Source organism: Pseudomonas koreensis, assembly GCF_012986595.1.
GTDB classification, from domain to species: Bacteria; Pseudomonadota; Gammaproteobacteria; order Pseudomonadales; family Pseudomonadaceae; genus Aquipseudomonas; species Aquipseudomonas koreensis.
The window spans coordinates 340,018-359,927 of the sequence record NZ_JAAQYM010000008.1; the positions used below are offsets into that span (position 1 = coordinate 340,018).

The 19,910-nt window shown below is 61.0% G+C and carries 21 protein-coding genes; 15 read left to right on the forward strand and 6 right to left on the reverse strand.

From position 1 onward, the window contains the following. Positions 1–105: 105 nt before the first annotated feature. From HBN98_RS25135 to HBN98_RS25200, 14 genes are all read left to right on the forward strand, one after another. Entirely contained in the window at positions 106–636 is a 531-nt protein-coding gene (locus HBN98_RS25135; RefSeq protein ID WP_064588162.1) for a response regulator, read from the forward strand. A gap of 81 nt (positions 637–717) precedes the next feature. Next, positions 718–2,424, forward strand: coding sequence for a GspE/PulE family protein (locus HBN98_RS25140; protein ID WP_083368629.1), 1,707 nt, complete (start codon positions 718–720; stop codon positions 2,422–2,424). Beyond that, complete coding sequence (locus tag HBN98_RS25145; RefSeq protein ID WP_064588160.1) at positions 2,405–3,208, forward strand: hypothetical protein; 804 nt, start codon at positions 2,405–2,407, stop codon at positions 3,206–3,208. Before HBN98_RS25140 ends, HBN98_RS25145 begins: the two co-directional genes overlap by 20 nt. A gap of 1 nt (position 3,209) precedes the next feature. Beyond that, positions 3,210–3,755: a PilN domain-containing protein gene (locus tag HBN98_RS25150; RefSeq protein ID WP_083368630.1), complete on the forward strand. Its 546-nt coding sequence runs from the start codon at positions 3,210–3,212 to the stop codon at positions 3,753–3,755. Then, positions 3,742–4,290 (forward strand): GspMb/PilO family protein, encoded by a 549-nt coding sequence (locus tag HBN98_RS25155; protein ID WP_064588158.1) that lies wholly within the window; start codon positions 3,742–3,744, stop codon positions 4,288–4,290. The genes HBN98_RS25150 and HBN98_RS25155 overlap by 14 nt, the downstream gene beginning before the upstream one ends. Further along, positions 4,290–4,808, forward strand: coding sequence for a hypothetical protein (locus tag HBN98_RS25160; RefSeq protein ID WP_064588157.1), 519 nt, complete (start codon positions 4,290–4,292; stop codon positions 4,806–4,808). Before HBN98_RS25155 ends, HBN98_RS25160 begins: the two co-directional genes overlap by 1 nt. Then, the gene (locus HBN98_RS25165; protein WP_064588156.1) at positions 4,805–6,652 is read left to right on the forward strand and encodes a secretin N-terminal domain-containing protein; all 1,848 of its coding nucleotides are present in this window, start codon (positions 4,805–4,807) and stop codon (positions 6,650–6,652) included. Before HBN98_RS25160 ends, HBN98_RS25165 begins: the two co-directional genes overlap by 4 nt. Before the next feature lie 2 nt (positions 6,653–6,654). Then, complete coding sequence (locus HBN98_RS25170) at positions 6,655–7,128, forward strand: type II secretion system protein (protein WP_083368631.1); 474 nt, start codon at positions 6,655–6,657, stop codon at positions 7,126–7,128. A gap of 5 nt (positions 7,129–7,133) precedes the next feature. Next, positions 7,134–7,508, forward strand: a complete 375-nt coding sequence (locus tag HBN98_RS25175; protein ID WP_064588154.1) for a type II secretion system protein — start codon at positions 7,134–7,136, stop codon at positions 7,506–7,508. Next, positions 7,483–8,022: a type II secretion system protein gene (locus tag HBN98_RS25180; protein ID WP_083368632.1), complete on the forward strand. Its 540-nt coding sequence runs from the start codon at positions 7,483–7,485 to the stop codon at positions 8,020–8,022. Before HBN98_RS25175 ends, HBN98_RS25180 begins: the two co-directional genes overlap by 26 nt. Then, complete coding sequence (csgE, locus tag HBN98_RS25185) at positions 8,019–8,411, forward strand: curli production assembly/transport protein CsgE (RefSeq protein ID WP_083368633.1); 393 nt, start codon at positions 8,019–8,021, stop codon at positions 8,409–8,411. The genes HBN98_RS25180 and csgE overlap by 4 nt, the downstream gene beginning before the upstream one ends. Continuing rightward, complete coding sequence (locus HBN98_RS25190) at positions 8,408–8,839, forward strand: curli assembly protein CsgF (protein WP_016987875.1); 432 nt, start codon at positions 8,408–8,410, stop codon at positions 8,837–8,839. Before csgE ends, HBN98_RS25190 begins: the two co-directional genes overlap by 4 nt. Positions 8,840–8,868: 29 nt before the next feature. Then, positions 8,869–9,729: a CsgG/HfaB family protein gene (locus HBN98_RS25195; RefSeq protein ID WP_083368634.1), complete on the forward strand. Its 861-nt coding sequence runs from the start codon at positions 8,869–8,871 to the stop codon at positions 9,727–9,729. Positions 9,730–10,804: 1,075 nt separating this feature from the next. Then, positions 10,805–11,176, forward strand: a complete 372-nt coding sequence (locus HBN98_RS25200) for a DUF6124 family protein (protein ID WP_083368635.1) — start codon at positions 10,805–10,807, stop codon at positions 11,174–11,176. 178 nt (positions 11,177–11,354) lie between these two features. Here HBN98_RS25200 and HBN98_RS25205 read toward each other — a convergent pair whose 3' ends face one another. From HBN98_RS25205 to HBN98_RS25230, 6 genes are all read right to left on the reverse strand, one after another. Next, positions 11,355–11,624, reverse strand: coding sequence for a type II toxin-antitoxin system RelE/ParE family toxin (locus HBN98_RS25205; RefSeq protein ID WP_083368636.1), 270 nt, complete (start codon positions 11,622–11,624; stop codon positions 11,355–11,357). Next, a complete protein-coding gene (relB, locus tag HBN98_RS25210) occupies positions 11,614–11,820 on the reverse strand; it encodes a type II toxin-antitoxin system RelB family antitoxin (RefSeq protein WP_083368637.1) in 207 nt (68 codons plus the stop codon). The genes HBN98_RS25205 and relB overlap by 11 nt, the downstream gene beginning before the upstream one ends. Positions 11,821–12,119: 299 nt before the next feature. Further along, complete coding sequence (locus tag HBN98_RS25215; RefSeq protein WP_083368638.1) at positions 12,120–13,571, reverse strand: curlin; 1,452 nt, start codon at positions 13,569–13,571, stop codon at positions 12,120–12,122. A gap of 28 nt (positions 13,572–13,599) precedes the next feature. Continuing rightward, a complete protein-coding gene (locus HBN98_RS25220) occupies positions 13,600–14,064 on the reverse strand; it encodes a curlin (RefSeq protein ID WP_083368639.1) in 465 nt (154 codons plus the stop codon). 72 nt (positions 14,065–14,136) lie between these two features. Then, on the reverse strand, positions 14,137–16,371 hold the full coding sequence (locus tag HBN98_RS25225) for an Ig-like domain-containing protein (RefSeq protein ID WP_083368640.1): 2,235 nt from the start codon (positions 16,369–16,371) through the stop codon (positions 14,137–14,139). 35 nt (positions 16,372–16,406) lie between these two features. Next, the gene (locus HBN98_RS25230; protein WP_083368641.1) at positions 16,407–17,753 is read right to left on the reverse strand and encodes a hypothetical protein; all 1,347 of its coding nucleotides are present in this window, start codon (positions 17,751–17,753) and stop codon (positions 16,407–16,409) included. A 426-nt stretch (positions 17,754–18,179) separates the two neighbouring features. Between HBN98_RS25230 and HBN98_RS25235 the strand changes: the two genes are divergently transcribed. After that, complete coding sequence (locus HBN98_RS25235) at positions 18,180–19,628, forward strand: sensor histidine kinase (RefSeq protein ID WP_083368642.1); 1,449 nt, start codon at positions 18,180–18,182, stop codon at positions 19,626–19,628. Positions 19,629–19,910 lie beyond the last annotated feature (282 nt).

The following is a 19,910-nucleotide window of genomic DNA, read 5'->3' on the forward strand; positions in this document are numbered from 1 at the left end:
GACATAAAATTACCGGCGCTCAGCCTGGCATGAAGTGTGCGTTACCCCTGGTAAGGCGCACTCTCAGGGCGGGGTCATCGGACCTGCTGTTTCAAGGAGTCGACCTTGGTTAACAAAGTACTGGTTGTCGAAGACGAACAGCTGCTCGCGCAAAACCTTCAGAATTATCTGTCGGCGCAGGCGCTGGACGTCACGATTGCACATGACGGAGCGACGGCTATCGGTTTGGCCGAAACCTTTGCCCCCGACGTGCTGGTGTTCGATTACCGCTTGCCTGATATGGAAGGCTTTGAGGTGCTCGACGCGGTCCGCCAGAACAGGACGTGCCATTTTGTGCTGATAACGGGTCACCCGACCGCCGAAGTCTGTGAGCGGGCGCGGCAACTGGGGGTCAGCCACATCCTGTTCAAACCGTTTCCCTTGGCGGAACTGGCGCGGGCGGTCTGCGACCTTCTGGGCATCAAGCGCGAAGCGAAACCCGGTGCGAGCCCTTCCGAAGGGTTTGTCGAACGACGCCAGAGCAGGACCGAGAGCTTCCCGTTGCAGTTGTACGATGGCAGTTGGGTGTTGGCGGATCGGCGACGACAGTCGCACGCCATGGCACCGGACGACGATCAAATGCTCACCGGGGAGTAATGGCGCGATCAGACGTTCCGGCACTTGCCGCCAAGGTTTGCCGCGCCGACAGGGCTCTGAGCCCCGGTTGGAGAGCAAGCCATGGAACGTCTGTCCGTTGTCGTCGAACCGCTGCCGGCCGCAAGTGCCCCCGAGCGCTTTTCCAGTGAGCAGCTGGCCCAGGCCCGGGCGCGGGCCGCCACTTCTGGCGAACGCGTACTTGAAGCCCTCGGCGTGCTCTGTGAACTGGCGCCGATGCCGTTCATTCACACCCTCGGCGCCACCCTGCATTACCCGGTGCTCGACACCGACAGCCTGTTTCAAGCGACGCCGGTATTCGACCGGGTCACCCTCGCACAATGCCTGAAACGTGAATTCATCCTGCTGCGCCACAATGACGAGGTCATCGGAGTATTCGCCGACCCCTTCGACCCGGCGCGCCTGGCCTGGATCGACGATTGCCTGCACGGTGCACCGCTACATCTGGTCCATGCCGATGACCTCAAGGCCTATCTGGCCCGCCACGAAGAAAGCTTCCACGCCGTTGAATCACTGAACGCCCAGGGCGACACCCACAACGAAATCGACACCCTGCAAAGCCTGTCGCTGACCAGCATCAGCGAAGACGCCAGCAGCGTGGTGAAACTGGTCAACTCGACCTTGTATGACGCGCTGAAAATGCACGCCAGCGACATCCACCTCGGCACCACCGGCCACGGTCTGGTGATCAAGTACCGCATCGACGGCGTACTCAACAACATCAGCAAAGTCCAGGGCAACGAGTTCGCCGAGCAGGTGATTTCGCGGGTCAAGGTCATGGCTGAACTGGATATCGGCGAGAAACGCGTGCCGCAGGACGGGCGCTTCAAGATTGGCATCAGCGGTCGTCAGATCGATTTTCGCGTATCGATCATGCCGAGCATCTTCGGCGAAGACGCGGTACTCCGTGTGCTCGACAAACAGGATCTGGCCGACAAGGTCTGCGGCGTGCAATTGCAGGCGCTGGGCTTTGAAGACGAAACCCTGCGCCAGTTGCGCCGCCTTGCCGCCGAACCCTACGGCATGGTGCTGGTGACCGGCCCGACAGGCAGCGGCAAAACCACCACGCTGTACGCGATGATCACCGAGATCAACCACGGCGTGGACAAGATCATCACCATCGAAGACCCGGTTGAATATCAACTGCCGGGGGTCCTGCAAATCCCGGTCAATGAGAAAAAAGGCCTGACCTTCGCCCGCGGCCTGCGCTCGATCCTGCGCCACGACCCGGACAAGATCATGGTCGGCGAAATCCGTGACCCGGACACCGCGCAGATCGCCGTGCAATCGGCGCTCACCGGCCATTTGGTGTTCACCACCATCCACGCCAACAACGTCTTCGACGTGATCGGCCGCTTCACCCAAATGGAAATCGACCCCTACAGCCTGGTCTCGGCGCTCAACGCGATTCTCGCTCAGCGCCTGATTCGTTTGGTATGCAGCAGTTGCAGCGCACCGGTCAATCCGAGCGATGAAGAACTGCGCGCCTCGGGCCTCGATCCACAGAAAGTCGATCACTACCACTTCGTCCACGGCAAGGGCTGCGGCCACTGCCGGGGCAGCGGTTATCGCGGGCGCACGGCGATTGCCGAGCTGCTGCACCTCGATGACGAGTTGCGCCAGATGATCGTCGAGCGCCAACCGATCACCCAGATCAAAGCCCTGGCCTGTGCCCGTGGTTTGCGCCTGCTGCGCGAATCGGCGCTGGAGCTGGTGGAACAAGGTCGCACCACGTTGGAGGAGATCAATCGTGTCACTTTTATCTCGTGAGCGTTTTGTCGCCGTGCTCGGCGCCAGCGGTGTCGGCCTTGGTCAGCGGCGCGGCAGCGACACCTTGTGGCTGGGCAGCGTCGGTTACATCGACGAAGGCTTCCAGAGCTACGCGGTGGCGCTGGACACCCTCGATCGCCTGCTCGGTGAACATGCCCGTGCCGGTGCCGAATTGAGCGTGGTCATCTCCGGGCATTTCAGCCGCTTCTGCCTGGTGCCGTGGAGCGCGCAGATCAGCAGTCCTGAAGAACTGCGCGGCTTTGCTCAGCTGTGTTTTGAAGACCTGTTTGGTGCACCGACCCAGCCGTGGAGTCTGGTGTTGTCCGCTGAGCCTGGCGGTTACGACCGCATCGCCAGCGCCTTGCCGCAAGACTTGCTCGAACGCCTGCGCACGCTGGTGAGCGGTCGCGGTTTGCTTCTGCGCTCAGTACAGCCGTATCTGATGGCGGCGTTCAACCGCTTCGACAAAAGCCTCGACGCCGGCGACTTCCTGTTCGTCGTCGCCGAGCCGCAACGCAGTGTGTTGTTGCTGGCAAGGGAAGGGCGCTGGGCCGGCGTGCGTTCGGTGGGTGGCAGCGACAGCGATGTGGCACTCAGCGCATTGATCGGTCGCGAACGGCAGCTGCAAGCTTCGACCAGCGAACGCGCCTTCAACGTTTATCTGCATGCACCGGCGCGCCTGGATGGGCATCCGGACGTGGCGGGGGTGCAACTGCGCACCCTTGAAGACGACGCGATGACCGTGCGTGACGGCTTGTACGTCATGTCCCGGGCGGTGGCCTGACATGCGCGCGCTCAATCTCGATTTTCAGCCACGCCCACGTTCCGGCCCGTTGGGCTGGAGCCTGCTCGGCGGCGGTGTGCTGCTGGCGCTGCTGTGCTTCAGCGTGCAACAGCACCTCGACGCGCACACCGAACAGCAACAAGGTCACCTGCAAATTACCCAGCGTCAGCTCACCGGCGACAGCGGTGGCAAGTCCACCCTGAGCCCGGCGGAAACCCGCGAACAGGCGCAAAACCTCGCTGAGATGCGCAAGGTCTCGCAGCAGTTGCGCCGGCCGTGGGAACGCCTGTTCGTAATGCTCGAAGCGATGCCGCGCGATGACGTCGCGCTACTGACCCTGACCCCGGATGCGCGCAAAGGCCAGGTACGCATCAGCGCTGAAGCACGTGATCTGCAAGCGATGCTCGACTTCCACAAGCGTCTGGAAGCCAGCGACGAGCTGTCGGACGTCTCGCTGCTGAGCCACGAGATCGTCGTCAAATCGCCGGAGCAACCGGTGCAATTCAACCTGTCGGCGACTTGGGAGATTGGCGATGCGAATCCCTAGGCTGATCGTCCACGAATACCTGCAAGGCCTCGGCGTTCCTGGCCTCGCCGGGCTGGCATTGCTGCTGGTCGCAGCCGCTTGGGCACTCGGTGGTTTGCTGCCGGGCTGGCAATCGTTGCAGCACTTGAGCCAGCAGACTCAGGAAGCCACCGCGTACCTGGCCAAGGTTGAAGACGGCAGCATCGCGCCGCCGGTGGTCCCACAACGGCAACTCGATGACTTCCGCAACAAACTGCCGGCGCAACCGCAAGCCACCGTCGCCATCGACCGCATCTACGCTCTCGCAGCCCAGGAGCACATCACCTTGGCGCGCGGCGAATATGCCCTCGGCGTCGACCCGAAAACCCACCTGGCGCGCTATCAGATTCTCCTGCCAGTGCGCGGCAGCTACCCGCAATTGCGCCGCTTTCTGCACGCCTTGCTCGGCCAGTTGCCGGCGGTGGTGGTAGAAGACCTGGAGTTGCAACGCAAGAAGATTGGCGACACCGACCTCAATGGCCGGATCCGTATGACCCTTTACCTGTCGAGGTCGTGATGAATACCAAGCGCGTGACAGGGTGGCTGGCGTTCTTCGGCGTGGCGGCGGCGCTGGCATGGTTGCCGGAGTATTTCTCGCCAAGTGATGACGCCGACGCCAACGAAGTGGCGGTGGCCGCCCCGGCCACAACCGCCAGCCGTGGCGCGCTGCCGGCGAGCAACGCCAAGGCCAAAGACGCGCCGATCAAGGACCTGAGCCCGGCCGGCGACCTGTTCGCCGCGAAATCCTGGAAGGCCGCGCCGACCCTGGCCACGGTTACCGAACAAGCGATCAACCCGGCCCCAGTGGTGCAAGCCCCGAGCCTGCCACCGGTGCCGTTTCAGTTCGTCGGCAGGCTGCATGACCGCAGCGACCTGCAAGTGTTTTTGCAGAACGGCGAAAAGATCTACGTCGTGCGCAACGGGGATGTGATCGACGACACCTGGAAGATCACCGGCATTTCCGATCTGGAATTGAGCCTGGTTTACCTGCCTTTGCATTTGTCGCAGACCTTGTCTGTGGGGAGTACGCAATGAACCGTTCCCGTTTGCTGATGAGCCTGGGCCTCTGTGCCGGGCTGGCCGCGTGCAGTTCCGCGCAGGTGGCCAACAAGGAAGCCGCCGACCTGATTGATCAGGGACAGTACGAGGCGGGGCTGGCCCGGATCGAGGAAGGTCTGCGTGAAAATCCTCGCGACACCGAATTGCACCTGCTGCTCAACAGCGGCCGCGCCAAAGCGATCACGGCATTGCTGACGGCCGGCGACACTGACCGTTCGCGCCGCGACTTTGCTTCGGCGCGCACCGCCTACATGCGCGTGCTGACCATCGAACCGAACAACCGCCGCGCCCAGGATGCCCTGAAGCAGCTGGAATACCTGCGCACCATGGACGAAAAACTCGAGCTGGCCCGTGGCGATCTGCGTCGCGGCGACATCTACGGCGCTGATCGTCAGGTCAAGCAGATCCTCGAACTCGACCCGGCCAACGCAGGCGCGCTGGAGCTGCAAGGCAACATCCGCCTGGTGCAGAGCCGCAACGTGATCGCTTATCCGCAACTGCGCACCAAGCTCGATCGTCCGGTGACCCTGGAATTTCGTGACGCCAACCTGAAGACCATTTTTGAAGTGCTGTCGCAAGTCGCCGGGCTGAATTTCATCTTCGACAAAGACCTGCGCCCGGACATGAAAGCGACGATTTTCGTGCGTGACGTGCGCATCGAAGACGCCGTGACCCTGCTGCTGCAACAGAACCAGTTGCACCAGAAAGTGGTGAACGAAAACACCTTGCTGATCTACCCGGATTCGCCGCAGAAAGTGAAGGATTACCAGGAACTGGTGATGCGCACCTTTTACCTGACCAGCATCGACGCCAACACCGCGCTGAACATGGTGAAAACCATGCTCAAGACCCGCGATGTATTCGTCGACGAACGCCTCAACACCCTGACCATGCGCGATACCGAAGACGCGATCCGCATGGCGGAAAAGCTTTTGCAATCGCAAGACCAGTCCAATCCGGAAGTGGTGCTCGAAGTCGAGGTGATGGAGGTCGCCACTCAGCGCATTCTCGACCTCGGCCTGCAATGGCCGAGCACCTTCGGTGTGGTCAACTCCGATGGTTCGCCGGTCACGCTGCTCGGGCAACTCAAGGGTATCAACTCAGACCGCATCTCCATCGGCCCATCGCCGCAGGCCAAGATCAACGCGCAGGACAACGACATCAACACCCTCGCCAGTCCGGTGATTCGCGTCAGCAACCGTGAGCAGGCGCGCATTCACATTGGTCAGCGCGTGCCGATCATCAGCGCGACCTCGGTGCCGTCGACACAGGGGCCGGTGATCACCGAAAGCGTGACCTATCTGGATGTCGGTCTGAAGCTCGAAGTGACGCCCACCGTGCACCTGAACAACGAAGTGGCGATCAAGATTGCCCTGGAGGTGAGTAACGCCACGCCGCTGGAGCCGACCCGCCAGGGCACGATCCCGGTACAGGTCGACACCCGCAATGCGCAAACCTCGCTGCGCCTGCACGACGGTGAAACGCAGATCCTCGCCGGGCTGGTGCGCAACGATCATGGCGCCACCGGCAACAAGATTCCCGGCCTGGGGGACATTCCCGGACTCGGCCGCTTGTTCGGCAGCAACAAAGACACCATCGGCAAATCGGAACTGGTGCTGTCGATCACTCCACGGATCGTGCGCAACCTGCCATACCAGAGCCCGTCGGACATGGAGTTCTCCACCGGCACCGAAACCAGCATGCACATCCAGGCACCGGATCGCTCGCAGAGTTACGTGATGCCATCGCCTGCCGCGCAGCCGCGTGCAGTCGGTGAAGCGGCCGTGGCCACCACCCGCGTCACTGTCGAGAAGCCTTGATCATGAACGCCTCCCAACGCGGTTTCACCCTGATCGAAGTCGTGGTGACGCTGGCCCTGATCGGCCTGTTGGCGAGCATGGCCGCGCCCCTGACCGAAACCCTGGTGCGGCGTGGCAAGGAGCAGGAATTGCGCAACGCGCTGTACCAGATTCGCGATGGCATCGACGCCTATAAACGCGCGTTCGATGCCGGCTACATCGAGAAGTCGCTGAACAGCAGCGGCTACCCGCCGAACCTGAAAGTGCTGGTCGAAGGCGTGCGCGATGTGCGCAGCGCGAAGGGCGCCAAGTTCTACTTTTTACGCCGCATCCCGCGCGATCCGCTGGTGCCGGCCAAACGTGACGATGAAGGGGGTTGGGGCGTACGCGCCTACAACAGTTCGGCTCAGAATCCGCGCGATGGCGAGGACGTGTTCGACGTCTACTCCCACGCCCGCGGCAAGGGCCTCAACGGTGTCGCTTACCGCGAGTGGTGAACCTCATGCGCCGGGAAAAAGGTTTTACCTTGCTGGAGCTGATGGTGGTGATGGCGATCATCGCCACGCTGATGACCATCGCGCTGCCGCGCTACTTCAACAGCCTTGAAGCGTCGAAGGAAACCACGCTGCGCCAAAGCCTGTCGGCGATGCGTGAGGCGCTGGATCACTTTTACGGCGACACCGGCCGCTACCCCGATTCCATTGAACAACTGATCGAACAACGTTACTTGCGCAGCGCACCACTGGACCCAATCACCGAACGCAAAGACCAGTGGGTGCTGATCGCGCCACCGGACGGCGTCGCCGGTGGCGTGGCCGACATCAAAAGCGGTGCTACCGGGAGGGCGCGAGATGGCAGTCAGTATGCCGAGTGGTAACCGCGCGCAGCAGGGTGGCTTCACCTACTTGGGCGTGCTGTTCCTGATAGTGGTGATGGGCATGGGCCTGGCCAGTGCTGGTGAATTGTGGTCGACCGCGTCGCGCCGTGACCGGGAGCGCCAGTTGCTCTGGGTCGGTACTCAATACGCACAAGCGTTGCGCAGCTACTACCGCAGTTCGCCGGGGCTGGCGCAGTACCCGAAAGAACTGGTCGACCTGCTCGACGATCAGCGTTTTCCCGAGGCCAAACATCACTTGCGTCAGCTCTATCCGGACCCGATTGGTCAGGGCGAATGGGCGCTGCAACGCGGTTTCGACGGACGCATCACCGGCCTCAACAGCCCGTCGACCGAGCTGCCATTGAAGCAGGCGGACTTCCCGACGCAGTGGTCGGATTTCGAAGGCATGCAGCGTTATTCGGATTGGCAGTTTGTTGCCGAAAAGGCCTTCCTTGAGGGCACCAATGGCCCGGCCAAAGGGCAATCGGTTCTGCCACAGGCATTGCAGCCATGATTCGCCAATGGCTCTGCGCGCTGGTCCTCGCTGTGGCGGCGCTCTGCGCCCACGCCGGTGAAGAAGACGAAATGATGGGCTTCATCGTCGACGACACGATCTCGCATATCGGCCACGACTTCTACTACTCGTTCAGTGAACGCCTGCGTGACACCAGCCCGATGGATTTCAACCTGGTGGTGCGCGAGCGCCCCGACGCGCGCTGGGGCAGCCTGGTGACCGTGGAATATCAGCAACGCCTGGTGTATCGGCGCTTCCTGCCGCCGAACACCGTGGAACTGAAGGACGAGGCCTATGCGGCCGCCGACTGGGTTCGACGCCAGGTTGTCCAGCGCAAGCTGGAGGCTCTGTTGCAGGACACCACCGACCTCGAGAAGGACGAACTATGAACAGCACAACGTTCTCACGGCGCAGCGGATTCTGGATCTCGGGGTTGTTGATCGGGCTCGCCAGCGCCGCGGCTGTCCAGGCCACTGAACTGGTCTACACGCCGGTCAATCCATCGTTTGGCGGCAACCCGCTCAACGGCACCTGGCTGCTCAACAACGCCCAGGCACAAAACGATCACGACGATCCGGACCTGAAAAGCCGTTCGAGCGTGGCCGGCACCTCGGCGCTGGAGCGCTTCACCAGTCAATTGCAATCGCGGCTGCTAGGGCAGTTGCTGGACAACATCTCCACTGGCAACACGGGGAGCCTGTCCACCGACTCTTTTATCGTCAACGTCATCGACGACTCCGGGGCACTGAGCATTGAAGTGACCGATCGAGCGACCGGTGAGGTTTCGGAAATTCAGGTGAACGGCCTCAACCCATGACGGGCTGACGGTTCCGGGGAGTGATGGACATGAAAAAATTAATCGCGCTAGGGCTGATGTTGGCGACATTACAAGGGTGCAGTCTGCGCGAGCCGATGCCGGCCGAGCAGGACACTGAAACCCCGACCCTGACTCCAAGGGCCTCGACTTATTACGACTTGCTGAAGATGCCGCGCCCCAAGGGGCGGCTGATGGCGGTGGTGTACGGCTTCCGTGATCAGACCGGGCAGTACAAGCCGACGCCCGCGAGTTCGTTTTCCACCAGCGTGACCCAGGGCGCGGCGTCGATGTTGATGGACGCGATGCAGGCCAGTGGCTGGTTTGTGGTGTTGGAGCGGGAAGGGCTGCAGAACCTGTTGACTGAACGCAAGATCATTCGCGCGTCGCAGAAGAAGCCGAATACCCCGGTGAATATTCAGGGTGAGCTGCCACCGTTGCAGGCGGCGAACATGATGCTCGAGGGCGGGATCATCGCTTATGACACGAATGTGCGTAGCGGTGGAGAAGGGGCGCGGTATCTGGGGATTGATTTGCAGCGTGAGTATCGGGTGGATCAGGTGACCGTCAACTTGCGTGCGGTGGATGTGCGCAGTGGGCAGGTGTTGGCGAATGTGATGACCAGCAAGACGATTTATTCGGTGGCGCGCAGTGCCGGGATTTTCAAGTTTATCGAGTTCAAGAAGTTGCTCGAAGCTGAAGTGGGTTATACGACTAACGAGCCGGCGCAGTTGTGTGTGTTGTCGGCGATTGAGGCGGCGGTGGGGCATATGGTGGCGCAGGGGATTGAGCGGCGGTTGTGGCAGGTTGCGGGGGACGCTTCTACGCCTGGGCAGGATGATGTGTTGAATCGGTATTTGAGTCAGAACAAGGTTGATCCGGATGCCGAGTGAACGTGGCGGCCTTCGGGCCGACCAGGTTCTGGTTGGGCGGTGAGTTCTGTTTGACGGGGTACATATCCGTTGCTGCGGTAATGGCTGCTTAGGGTTCCGCCCTTACGGCGGGTCACTTTTTCCAGACGCCGAAAAAGTAACCAAAAAGGCTTGCTCCTACGTGCGGCCCGCTCGCTGAGGCTCGGGGTTCCTTCACTCCGGGATCGATCCGGGCGCAGCGCCTACGGTTTGCTTCGCTGCACCTCCTCTCGCTGTGTTTGGCTGCGCCAAACGGTCGCTGCGCTCCCACGCCCGGATCAATCCCTCCGCTCAGCCTTCCGACGTCGCCCGTGGATCAAGATCAAGAGCTGCAGCCGAGCTAACGCTCATCCTGTTGAGTGGTGAGGAGCACAGCGTGCTCGGCTTTTGATCTTCGTAGGCGCTGAGCTTGCTCGCGAAGGCGGCCTGACAGCCGACCAATCTCTTGCTGACAGAGCGCTATTCAATTGTAGGAGTGAGCCTGCTCGCGATAGCTATCTCTCAGACTCAGTTGCCATTGCGGATGTACCCAAATCCTTGTGGGAGCTGGCTTGCCAGCGATGGCGATCTACGAGCCGAGCAATTCCCGCCGGTTGCACACATTCACTGTAGGAGCTGCCGAAGGCTGCGATCTTTTGACTCTGATTTTTTAAGATGAATATCAAGATCAAGATCAAGATCAAAGATCGCAGCCTGCGGCAGCTCCTACACATGCGTATTTCAATTCGGAATGTTTAAAGGTTGTTTCGATTTTGCGGAACCTTCCCACAATGTTTTCAGGTTGTCCGTCGGACGTCCGGTCTCTAGCCTGTGTTCGTCGCTGCCAATTCAGCGACCGGGCGTGGAAACCCGGTAACTACAGAGCGCACTAGCGCCATTCATAACGTATCCTTGCGCACCTTCACTGTGTGCACTTTGTTATGGCGGCTGTGCGTGGGAGACCTTGTGTCTGCCGGGTTGCCTCTGTCCCGGGTTTCCAACCTGCGTACAGCTGCCACCTATTCGCTTGGAAACCGAATGGGGGGCCAGCTATAACCGTCATACAGGGTAAATAATCATGAAAAAACCAACACCCAACCCCCCAGAACCAGACAACTACACCACATCCCCCTACGCCTCAGTCGACAGCAAAAAACTCCACGACGCCGCCGACCGCGCCCTCGATTTCTACCTCAAGCCCACCGCCCACATCATGTCCAGCGCCAACGAGCCGGAACCCATGTACCTCGCCAACCCCAGGTACAACACCGAATCCCTGCTGGCCAACGCCAGCGAAACCCTCGGCTCGGCCAGCGAAATGCTCAACAACTTCGCCGCTTTGCTGGAAACCTCACACCGTAAGACAGCACTGGGCATCGCACAGGTCGTCATGCTGGGTGAACTGGCCGTCAATCAAGCGCTGGATCACGTCGAGTTGAAGGATGGCTAATTAGATCGCTCCCACGCGCAGCAAAGGAATGTAGCTCGCAATTTGGAACGCGGAGCGTCCCGAGAGGCATTCCCACGCAGAGCGTGGGAACGATCAAGAAAAAACGCGACCCTCGAAAAGGTCGCGTTTTTGTTAGCAAAATAATTGCGTTTGATCTGCCGGCATTTTTCGGTCTGCGTTATGGATATTCCTGCCGCGCATGCAAAACGCTCAGAATATTTATCCGACCCACCACTTGATAAATGATCAGGTAATTGGGGTGCACAACCATCTCGCGAGTACCGGGCGCTCGACCTATTCGATAGAGGTGTGGATGTTGAGCAAGGGTAACCGTCGCGCCTTCGATAGCTTGGGAAAGTCTGTCAGCCGCTACTAAGTTCCGGTCACTGATGTAATCAAGGATTTTCAGGAGTTCAGCCCGAGCTTCGGGCTGCCACTCAACCTGCATCGTATTTTTTACGCTTTGCTTCCATCAAGGCACGCATCTCGGCCATAACCTGATCATTGGGAATGCTCGGTCTTGTATCACTCATCGAAGCCTGCACTTTAGCGATTAACCAACGGTCATAGCTCGCGGCCTGCTCTTCAGGATCAAGATCTGAAACAACTGGGCACAGTGGGTCGATTAAAGACGGGTCGATCATGGCACCTCCGGGTTTAATGCCTCGAAGTCTATTCGGTAAAGCATTTGCTGTCGTCGCTGGCTGGATGAATAGCACGTTGGTCAAGCTCCATGAGGATCATTTGTCCCAAAGAATCCTAGACGCCGTGCTTCCGAAGGCCAACCGCCAGAAGTGGTAGGAAAACACCACCGATTTACTAAAAGCTTTCTCTTTTCTGTAGGACTCGACTGATCTGACAAGCCTCGCGTGTGGTTAGGTCTGCCTACAAAAAAGCCGCGATCCCCCTCACCAGAGAATCGCGGCCCATCAACACCCAACCCCTACTGCTGCAAAACCGTCGCCTGGTTAGCCGACCCGAACTGCTGAATATTCGCCGTCTGCGTAACTCCACTCTGATCGACATTGGCAATGTTCCCCGTCCCGCCCTGGGTCACATACGCTACGTTCATGGTGTCAGCCTGCGTCACAGTGATCTGGTTGTCACTGCCATACAACTGCGCGGTATACGCCTGGTTCCCGAATCCGGACTGATCAAATTCGGCGCTGTTCCCCGTGCCATTCGAAGAACCCTGCACCAGGTTGCCGGTCCCGCGCTGATCCGAGATCAAAATGTTGTCGCTACCATTCTGATCAAAATACAGCTCGTTATACGACTCAGCCTGACTGACCGTGGTCTTGTTACCGGTCCCGGTCTGGTGGGTGGTCATGACGTGGCCGACACCATCCTGGGTGAAGCTGGCGATGTTGCCGTTGCCGGCCTGATTGACGGTGGCGCGTTGGTTGCTGCCGAACTGCCCACCCGATTGCGGGCCTTTCCAGTTGCTGGCGTAGACCTTGTTGTCGTTGCCCACGGAGGTGGCGCTGAGCACGTGGCCCTCGCCGTTCTGGTAGGTGAAGTGCACGTTGCCGTTGCCGACTTGATAGAGCGCCAGTGTTGAATTGACCGATTCGAACTGGTCGGCGTAGATCGCGTTGGTGTTGCCGACCTGGGTGACGGCGGCGCTGTTGTTTTCGCCGAAGCTTTGGTCGACCACGGTTTCGTTGCTGTCGCCGTATTGGTTGATGGTGGCTTGGCTGGCCAGTTGCGAGTCTTGCCAGATTTCGGTGCCGTTGAGGTTGCCGAACTGGTTGATGGTGATGTTGCCGCCGGTGCCGTTGCGTTGGTCGCCGTAGGCGTAGTTGCTTTCGCCAGCCTGGTTGATGCCGATCTGGCCGCCGTTATGGGTGACCTGTTCGGCGGTGCCGTAGTTGGCGGTGCCGAATTGAGTGATCACCGAGCTGTTGCCGCTGCCTTCATAGAGTTGTTCGATATTGGCTTCGTTGCTGTCGCCGTACTGGAAGGTTTTGCCTTCGCTGCCGTTTTGCGAGTCCTGATAGACGAACGAGAAGTTGCCAGTGCCTTGCTGCTGTTGCAGCGCATTGTTGGGTGAGCCGAAGCCCAGTGACTGGCTGGCGTGGGCGGTGTTGAAGGCGCCGACCTGTTGCTGGGTGATGGTGGCGTTGTCTTCGTAAAGTTGTTCGGCGTAGCCGGCGTTGTAGTCGCCGACCGCGTCCTGGGTGATCACGCTGGTGGCGTGGTCTTGCACGGCGGCGGCGTCGTTGCCTTGGCCCAGTTGGGTCTGGGTGGCGGTGCTGAACGGGGCCTGAGTCTGTTTCACATCCGCGATGTTGGCGGTACCGGCCTGGCTTTGGTTGGACAAGCTGTCGTCGGCCATGGCCTGGGCACTGATCATGACCAGGAGGGCGGCGGTGAGGGGCGTCAGTTTGAACATGATTGAACTCTCCGATGATTTGCAGTGCTTAGCGGTATTGCTTGACCGAAACGCTCATGCCGTTGCCCGACTGGGTCACGGCGCTTTGCAGCCCCGTGCCGGCCTGCTCGATGCTGGCGTCGTTGTTGTTGCCGTTTTGCGAAATCTGCGCGCGGTTGTGGCTGCCGTTCTGGGTGATCGAGGCGGCGTTGCCGGAACCGTTCTGGTTGATCAGCGCCATCAGGTCGCTGCCCTGTTGCAGGATGTACGCCTCCTGATTGCTGCCCGACTGCACGATCTGCCCGAGCAGCGACTGACCGTTCTGTTGCAGCAGGGCGACGTTGGCTTGGCCGAGCTGGTCGATCAGGGCTTGCTGACCCACCGGTGGGGGCAGTTCGCCGAGGTCGCTGCTGGTCGGGGCCAGGTCGTCGTTGTCCATCAGGTCGTCGGCGCGCACGCCTGCACTGCTGCATAGCACAAGCAGGCAAAGCAGGGTGGCGGTCGGCGTGTTCATGGCACACATCCTGTCAGGCGTTAACCGGTTCGCAATCGACCCCAGCCACCCGAGAGTGGCTGGGGATCTGGCTTACAGTGTGGTCACCGAGACCGTGCGCACGGTGCCCTGGGAAGAGCGGATCGTTGCGGTCGGGTTGGCCGATGGCACCACCGTCGTGTTGTTGAGCGTCAGCCGCCAGCGTCCGGTCACCGGTACGGTGGTGGTGCCGAGAGTGACCAGCCCGGTCGGGGTGGTGACCTGCACGGTGATGGTGTTGCCGGTAGTCACCGACGAGGTGCCGGTGAAGTCCCAGTTGAAGCGACCGCCGGAGCGTGCCTGCACCGTGGACGCGGTGACGGTGAACGTTTCCGCTGCTGGCCGTGGCGACACTTGCACAGTGACCGTGGCCGGCGTCGACAGGGCGCCGAAGCTGTCCCGGGCGATGTAGGTGAAGGTCGTGGTGAACGCCGTGGTTACGGTGGCCGGTGGCGTGTAGGTGATCACGCTGCCGTCAGTGCTGACCGTGCCACGGCCTGCGGCCGGTTGGGTCAGGCTGGCGACGCCGAGTGGCACGTTGCCTTCCGGATCGGTGTCGTTGGCCAGCACGTTGATCGGGATCGCCACACCCAGGGTGGCAACGCTGTCGGCGACGGCAGTCGGTGCCCGGTTTGGCGCGACGGTAATCGTCACGGTGGCCGGGTTGGCCGAGGCCAGGCCTTTGGCGTCTTGCGCCTTGTAGGTGAAGGTCGTGGTCAGCGGGGTGTTGACCACGGCTGGCGGGGTATAGACCACGGCGGCGGTGCCGCTGAGAGCCACGGTGCCTTGGTTCGCAGCAGGTTGGGTCAACGCGGTAATGCTCAGCGGATTATTACCGTCGGGGTCGCTGTCGTTGGTCAACAGGCTGAGGGTGATCGGCACGCCGAAGCTGGTGCTGCCGGTGTCGGCGTTGGCGATCGGCGCCTGGTTTTCACCGGTGTCTGGCGCAGTGCCGACCACCACGACTGCTTCCGTGTCGCTGCCGCCGGCGGCGGATTTCACGGTGATGGTGGCCGGTGGCTGAGTCAGGTCGGCGACGGTAATGCGCTGCAGCGTGCCGGTCTTCGACAGACGTCCGTAGCCTTGGGCAACCATGTCCGGAACTGCCACTTCATCGGTCGATGTCGCTTCGATCAGCAGGCTGTGATTGGCCCAGCTGTAACGCGCGGTCTGCACTTTCACCACGTCGGTGAGCCTGGCCGACACAGAGGTCGGACGTGTGGTGCCGGCCGGGTTGGTCGCAGTCACCACCACGACGGGCGGCACGGCACCGCTGCCCAGGCGCTGGCCGAAGAACAGGCCGGTGTTGTCACCGGTCAGGCTGGTCTGGCAAGGCGTTGGCGGTGGGCCGGGGAGCAGCGCCACGGTTTCACGGAAACACAGGGTCGAGCTGCTGTCAGCCTTGGCGAACACTTCGGCACGCACCCCGGCCGAGGTGCGACGATAGGTGGCGCGGTCGATGTCGACGTGGGTTTGCTGACGGCTGTCGAGCACCTTGCCGGCGACAGTGAACAGGTTGGTCTGGATCGTACCGGCGCCGGACGGCCCGACGATGCGTACAAAGTTGGTGTCGAACGGGCTGCCGGTCACCGCTTCGGTGAGGTTCGGGTCGCCGACGAAAGTTTCGACGCCGCCGGTATCGGGGTTCACTTCGGTGTATGGACCATTGATGCTGCGCAGGAACGGCCCGATGGCGCCGTTGAGCGTGCCGCTGAAATCGCCCGGCGCACCGATGCCGATGTCTTTGGTGATGTTGATCGCGCGCCGCCCGGGGGTGGTGACGTTGACCGTTTCCACACCATACGGGTGAGTGATGGTGTAGGTACCGGCCACGGGAACGTTCACCCGGATACGAATGCGCGCGAAGCTTTGTTGATCGCCGTCAGCCGGGTTTCCCGAGGCAAACGCGGCTTCTATCCCGGCCACATAAGCGTCCATGCCATAGCCGGCGCCGTTGTTGGGAATAGTGGTTTCGGCGAGAAACCAGAAGGCTTCTGGCGGCCAGTTGTCCGGGAACACCATGGGCAGGCTGTCATCGAAGATGCCCGGTTCCGGCAGCAGGGTGCACATGTAGGCCGGTGGCGTGCTGGCCGCTACCCGCGAGCTGGCGGCGCGCGACTGGCAGAGTTCCATCGACAGTTGATTGCTGTCCTGATACCACATCGGGAATTTCCCGGTGGCGAAGGTGTAGGGGCCGGGGTCGACGGCGGCGAGTTGCGCATAGGCACTGCCGTTCAGCGAGAGAGCGAGCCCGAGCGCGTTGAGCGCAAAGCGTGGCCACTTGTTCATGATGCCTCCTGATGCGGATCTGGGCATGTGAGCGTTCATTGCACGATGACCACTTCTTCGGTATCGCTGCCGCCGTTGGACGACGTCACGCGAACCTTGGCTGGTGGTATCGGCGAGATCCCGGTGGCCAGGCTTTTCAGCGCGCCGTCGCCGCTCAGGGCACCGATGGTGGCGCCGCTGCCGGAGGTGGCGGTGAGTACGGGGGGCGAGGTTTCGTCACTGGTCGAGGCCACTACGGTCAGTTGTCCGGAGCTCAAGCTGTATTGGGCGCTCTGGATCACCACCAGGTCGGTCAGGGTCATGGGCAGGGTGGTCGGCGTGCTGCTGGCGATGGCCAGGTGGTTGTCGGCGGTCACTTGCAGGACGCTCGGCACACTCGGGTTGGCCGACGATTGCGCGTACCAGGCACCGGTGGAGTTGGCTTCGGTCATGTTCAGCACCGGGGTGAAACTGGTCACCGCGACGGTGCCGGGGGCTGGTGGTGCGAGGACGAATACGTCCTGCTGAGCCACCGGCGCGCTGGTCCCCGCTTTGCGCGAGTAAGTGCTGCGCTGGGTGATCATCGGCGTTGGGCGAACTACCGTCGACAACTTGCCGGAGACGGCGAATGTCGTGGTCCGCAGATCCAGACCATTGGGACCTTCGATACGAATGAAGTTGGTGTTGAACGGGCTGCCGGTCACGGCTTCTTCCAGGTTCGGATCACCAACAAATTGTTCTGCCGAGCCAGTCACCGGATTGGTTTCGGTATAGGGCCCGTTGAGACTGCGCAGGAACGGTCCGACGTCACCCTTGAGCGCACCGTCGTAGGTTTTCGGTGTGCCGATGCCGATGTCGCGGGTCATGTTGATTGCGCGGCGGCCGGGAGTGTCGATGTTGAACACTTCGACGCCATACGGGTGGGTGATGACGTAGGTGCCGGCTGTAGGAATATCGACCCGGATGCGGATCCGCGCGAAGCTGATCTGATCGCCTTCCGCCGGGTCACCGCCACTGAACGCGGCTTCGATCGCCGAGCCGTAGGAAAGGTTGATGCCGCGCGCGGCGTCGACAATCGCGCCGTCAGCGGTAAACCAGAATGCCTCGTCGGGGAAGTTGCTGGGGAAAGCCAGCGGTTGGGTGTCATCGAATATGCCGGGCGCCGGCAACAGCGAGCACATATACGAAGGCGCGCCCGGTGTGCTGGGCACTCGCGAACTGAGCGCTTTGGACAGGCAAAGGTCCAGGGTGCGGCCGTGGGTGTCCTGATACCAACTGGCGAAACCGCCATTGGCCGGTACGTAAGGCCCCGGATCAACAGCGAACAAAGCGGCCTGGGCAATGCCCTGGGCTAGGGCGCTCACGACCAGGACGGTCGCGGTTTTGGACAGTAAAGGGTGCATGAGTTAATCCCTCTATCAAAGTACCTGCCCCTTGGGGGTGGGTCAGTTGCAGAGGGCCTGTACACCTTCCATGCCAAGGTGTGGTGAATGGGCGGGAGAGGGCCGGTTTAGAGGGTTTGGCGGGCGTTTTGGCGAAGGTTGTGGCCTGCGGGGAAAGGGCGTCATTCCCCAGAATCGGGGACGGTGGGGATGCTCTTAATGGCCCGTCGTACGCAGAACCCCTATAGGAGCTGCCGCAGGCTGCGATATTTTGATCTTGATTCACAAAAGCAGGATCAAAAGATCGCAGCCTCGTTTCACTCGACAGCTCCTACAGGTATCTGGGGTGGGTTTGGGAGGTGTGCTATCGGGTCGATTTCCCCGCATCCGGGCAAACCCCCACCCGTGGGCTATAACCGTATAGGGACGTATCGGGAAGTCGCCGCCATGAACATGCAGTCGAAATCGCTACCGGTCGAGGAGGGCAATCTACGGTTGGGCTCGCATAAGCAACCGTTCAACCTGCTGCGCTGGTTTTCGCTGATCAGCATGGTGGTGATCGGCACCGTGGCCATCGCACTTGGCTCTGTTTCAACGCGTTTCGTGATCGATGAGAGCGTGCAGCGCGATGCCTTGCTCACCGCGCAGTTCATCCAGGCCATCGCGTCCGCCGAAGTGCGCCACGTGTCGATTCCCAATATCCGCACGATGGGCGAACTGCTCGACCCGCGTCAGGACAAGGACTTTCCCGATGTCGACCCACAGGCCAGGGCAGGGGCGCGCGGTGAATTTCTCGACCACATCGAACACCTGCCGGACGTGATCCTCGCCAATATTTACGCGCCGGACCGGCAGGTGATCTGGTCAACCAATCCGGCGCTGGTCGGTACCAGCATTCACGCCGACGAAGACCTCGATCGCGCCTTCAATGAAAAGATTCCCGTGTCGGCCAGCTACCACGACGTCGACAAGGCCCGGGAAGAGCAGAAGTTCGTCATCCCGCCGGATTACATCTTTATCGAAAATTACATTCCGCTGTTCGACGCCGAGGGCAAGAACGTCACAGCGATGGTCGAGATCTACAAGGAACCCAAAGACCTGATCGCGCGCATGGAGCGCGGTTTGGCCTTGATCTGGCTGGCCACTGCGCTCGGCGGCGGACTGATTTATCTGGGCCTGTACTGGATCGTGCGGCGCGCGGCGATCCTGCTCGCCGCCCAGCAAAAACAACTGATCGCCAATGAAACCTTTGTTGCGCTGGGCGAGATGTCCTCAGCTGTCGCGCATAGCCTGCGCAACCCGTTGGCGACCATCCGCTCCAGTGCCGAACTGGCGCTGGAGTTCGATGCCGGCCCGGCCGAAAAGAACATCAAGGACATCATCGGTCAGGTTGACCGCATGTCGAAATGGGTGCGCGAACTGCTGCAGTCGTTGCGTCCGCTCAACGATGACCCGGAACCGGTGAACCTGGTGGCCGCGTTGCACGAAAGCCTCGTCGCCTTCGAACAACAGATCGCCAGGGCCGGGGTGACAGTGGTGTTTCATCCGCAGCACACGCCGATGGTGCTCAGTCAGCCGGTGCAACTGACGCAGATCCTCAACAGCCTGCTGGCCAATGCACTGGAGGCGATGGACAAGGGCGGCACGTTGACCGTCAGCCTGGAACCGAGCGACGACCGCGGCGTGTGTGTGGTGCTCAGCGACACCGGTAAAGGCATGAACGAGGAACAACGGACCATGGCGTTCCGGCCGTTTTTCACCACCAAATCAGGTGGCTTGGGCGTTGGTCTGGTGCTGGTCAAACGCATCATGGAACGCTTTGGCGGCGGCGTGACCCTCGACAGCCGCGAAGGCGAGGGCACCACCGTGCGCCTGGCCTTTCAACGCGTCCCCTGATTTACACCTTCCCCTGTGGCGAGGGAGCTTGCTCCCGCTGGGCTGCGAAGCGGCCCCAAAACCATCCACCGCAGTGTGTCAGTACAAAAGGGTAAGCCGGGTTTACGACTGCTGCGCAGTCGAGCGGGAGCAAGCTCCCTCGCCACAAGAATTCATACGCTCGATAATTTTATGAACTTCCCCCACCAATGGGTGTCAAGCCCCGGTCACCGGGGAGTGGGGGAACCCACAGCGTCCCCAAGCCCCTGTAACCACTGGAAATAAATTCTTGGCGCACTAGTT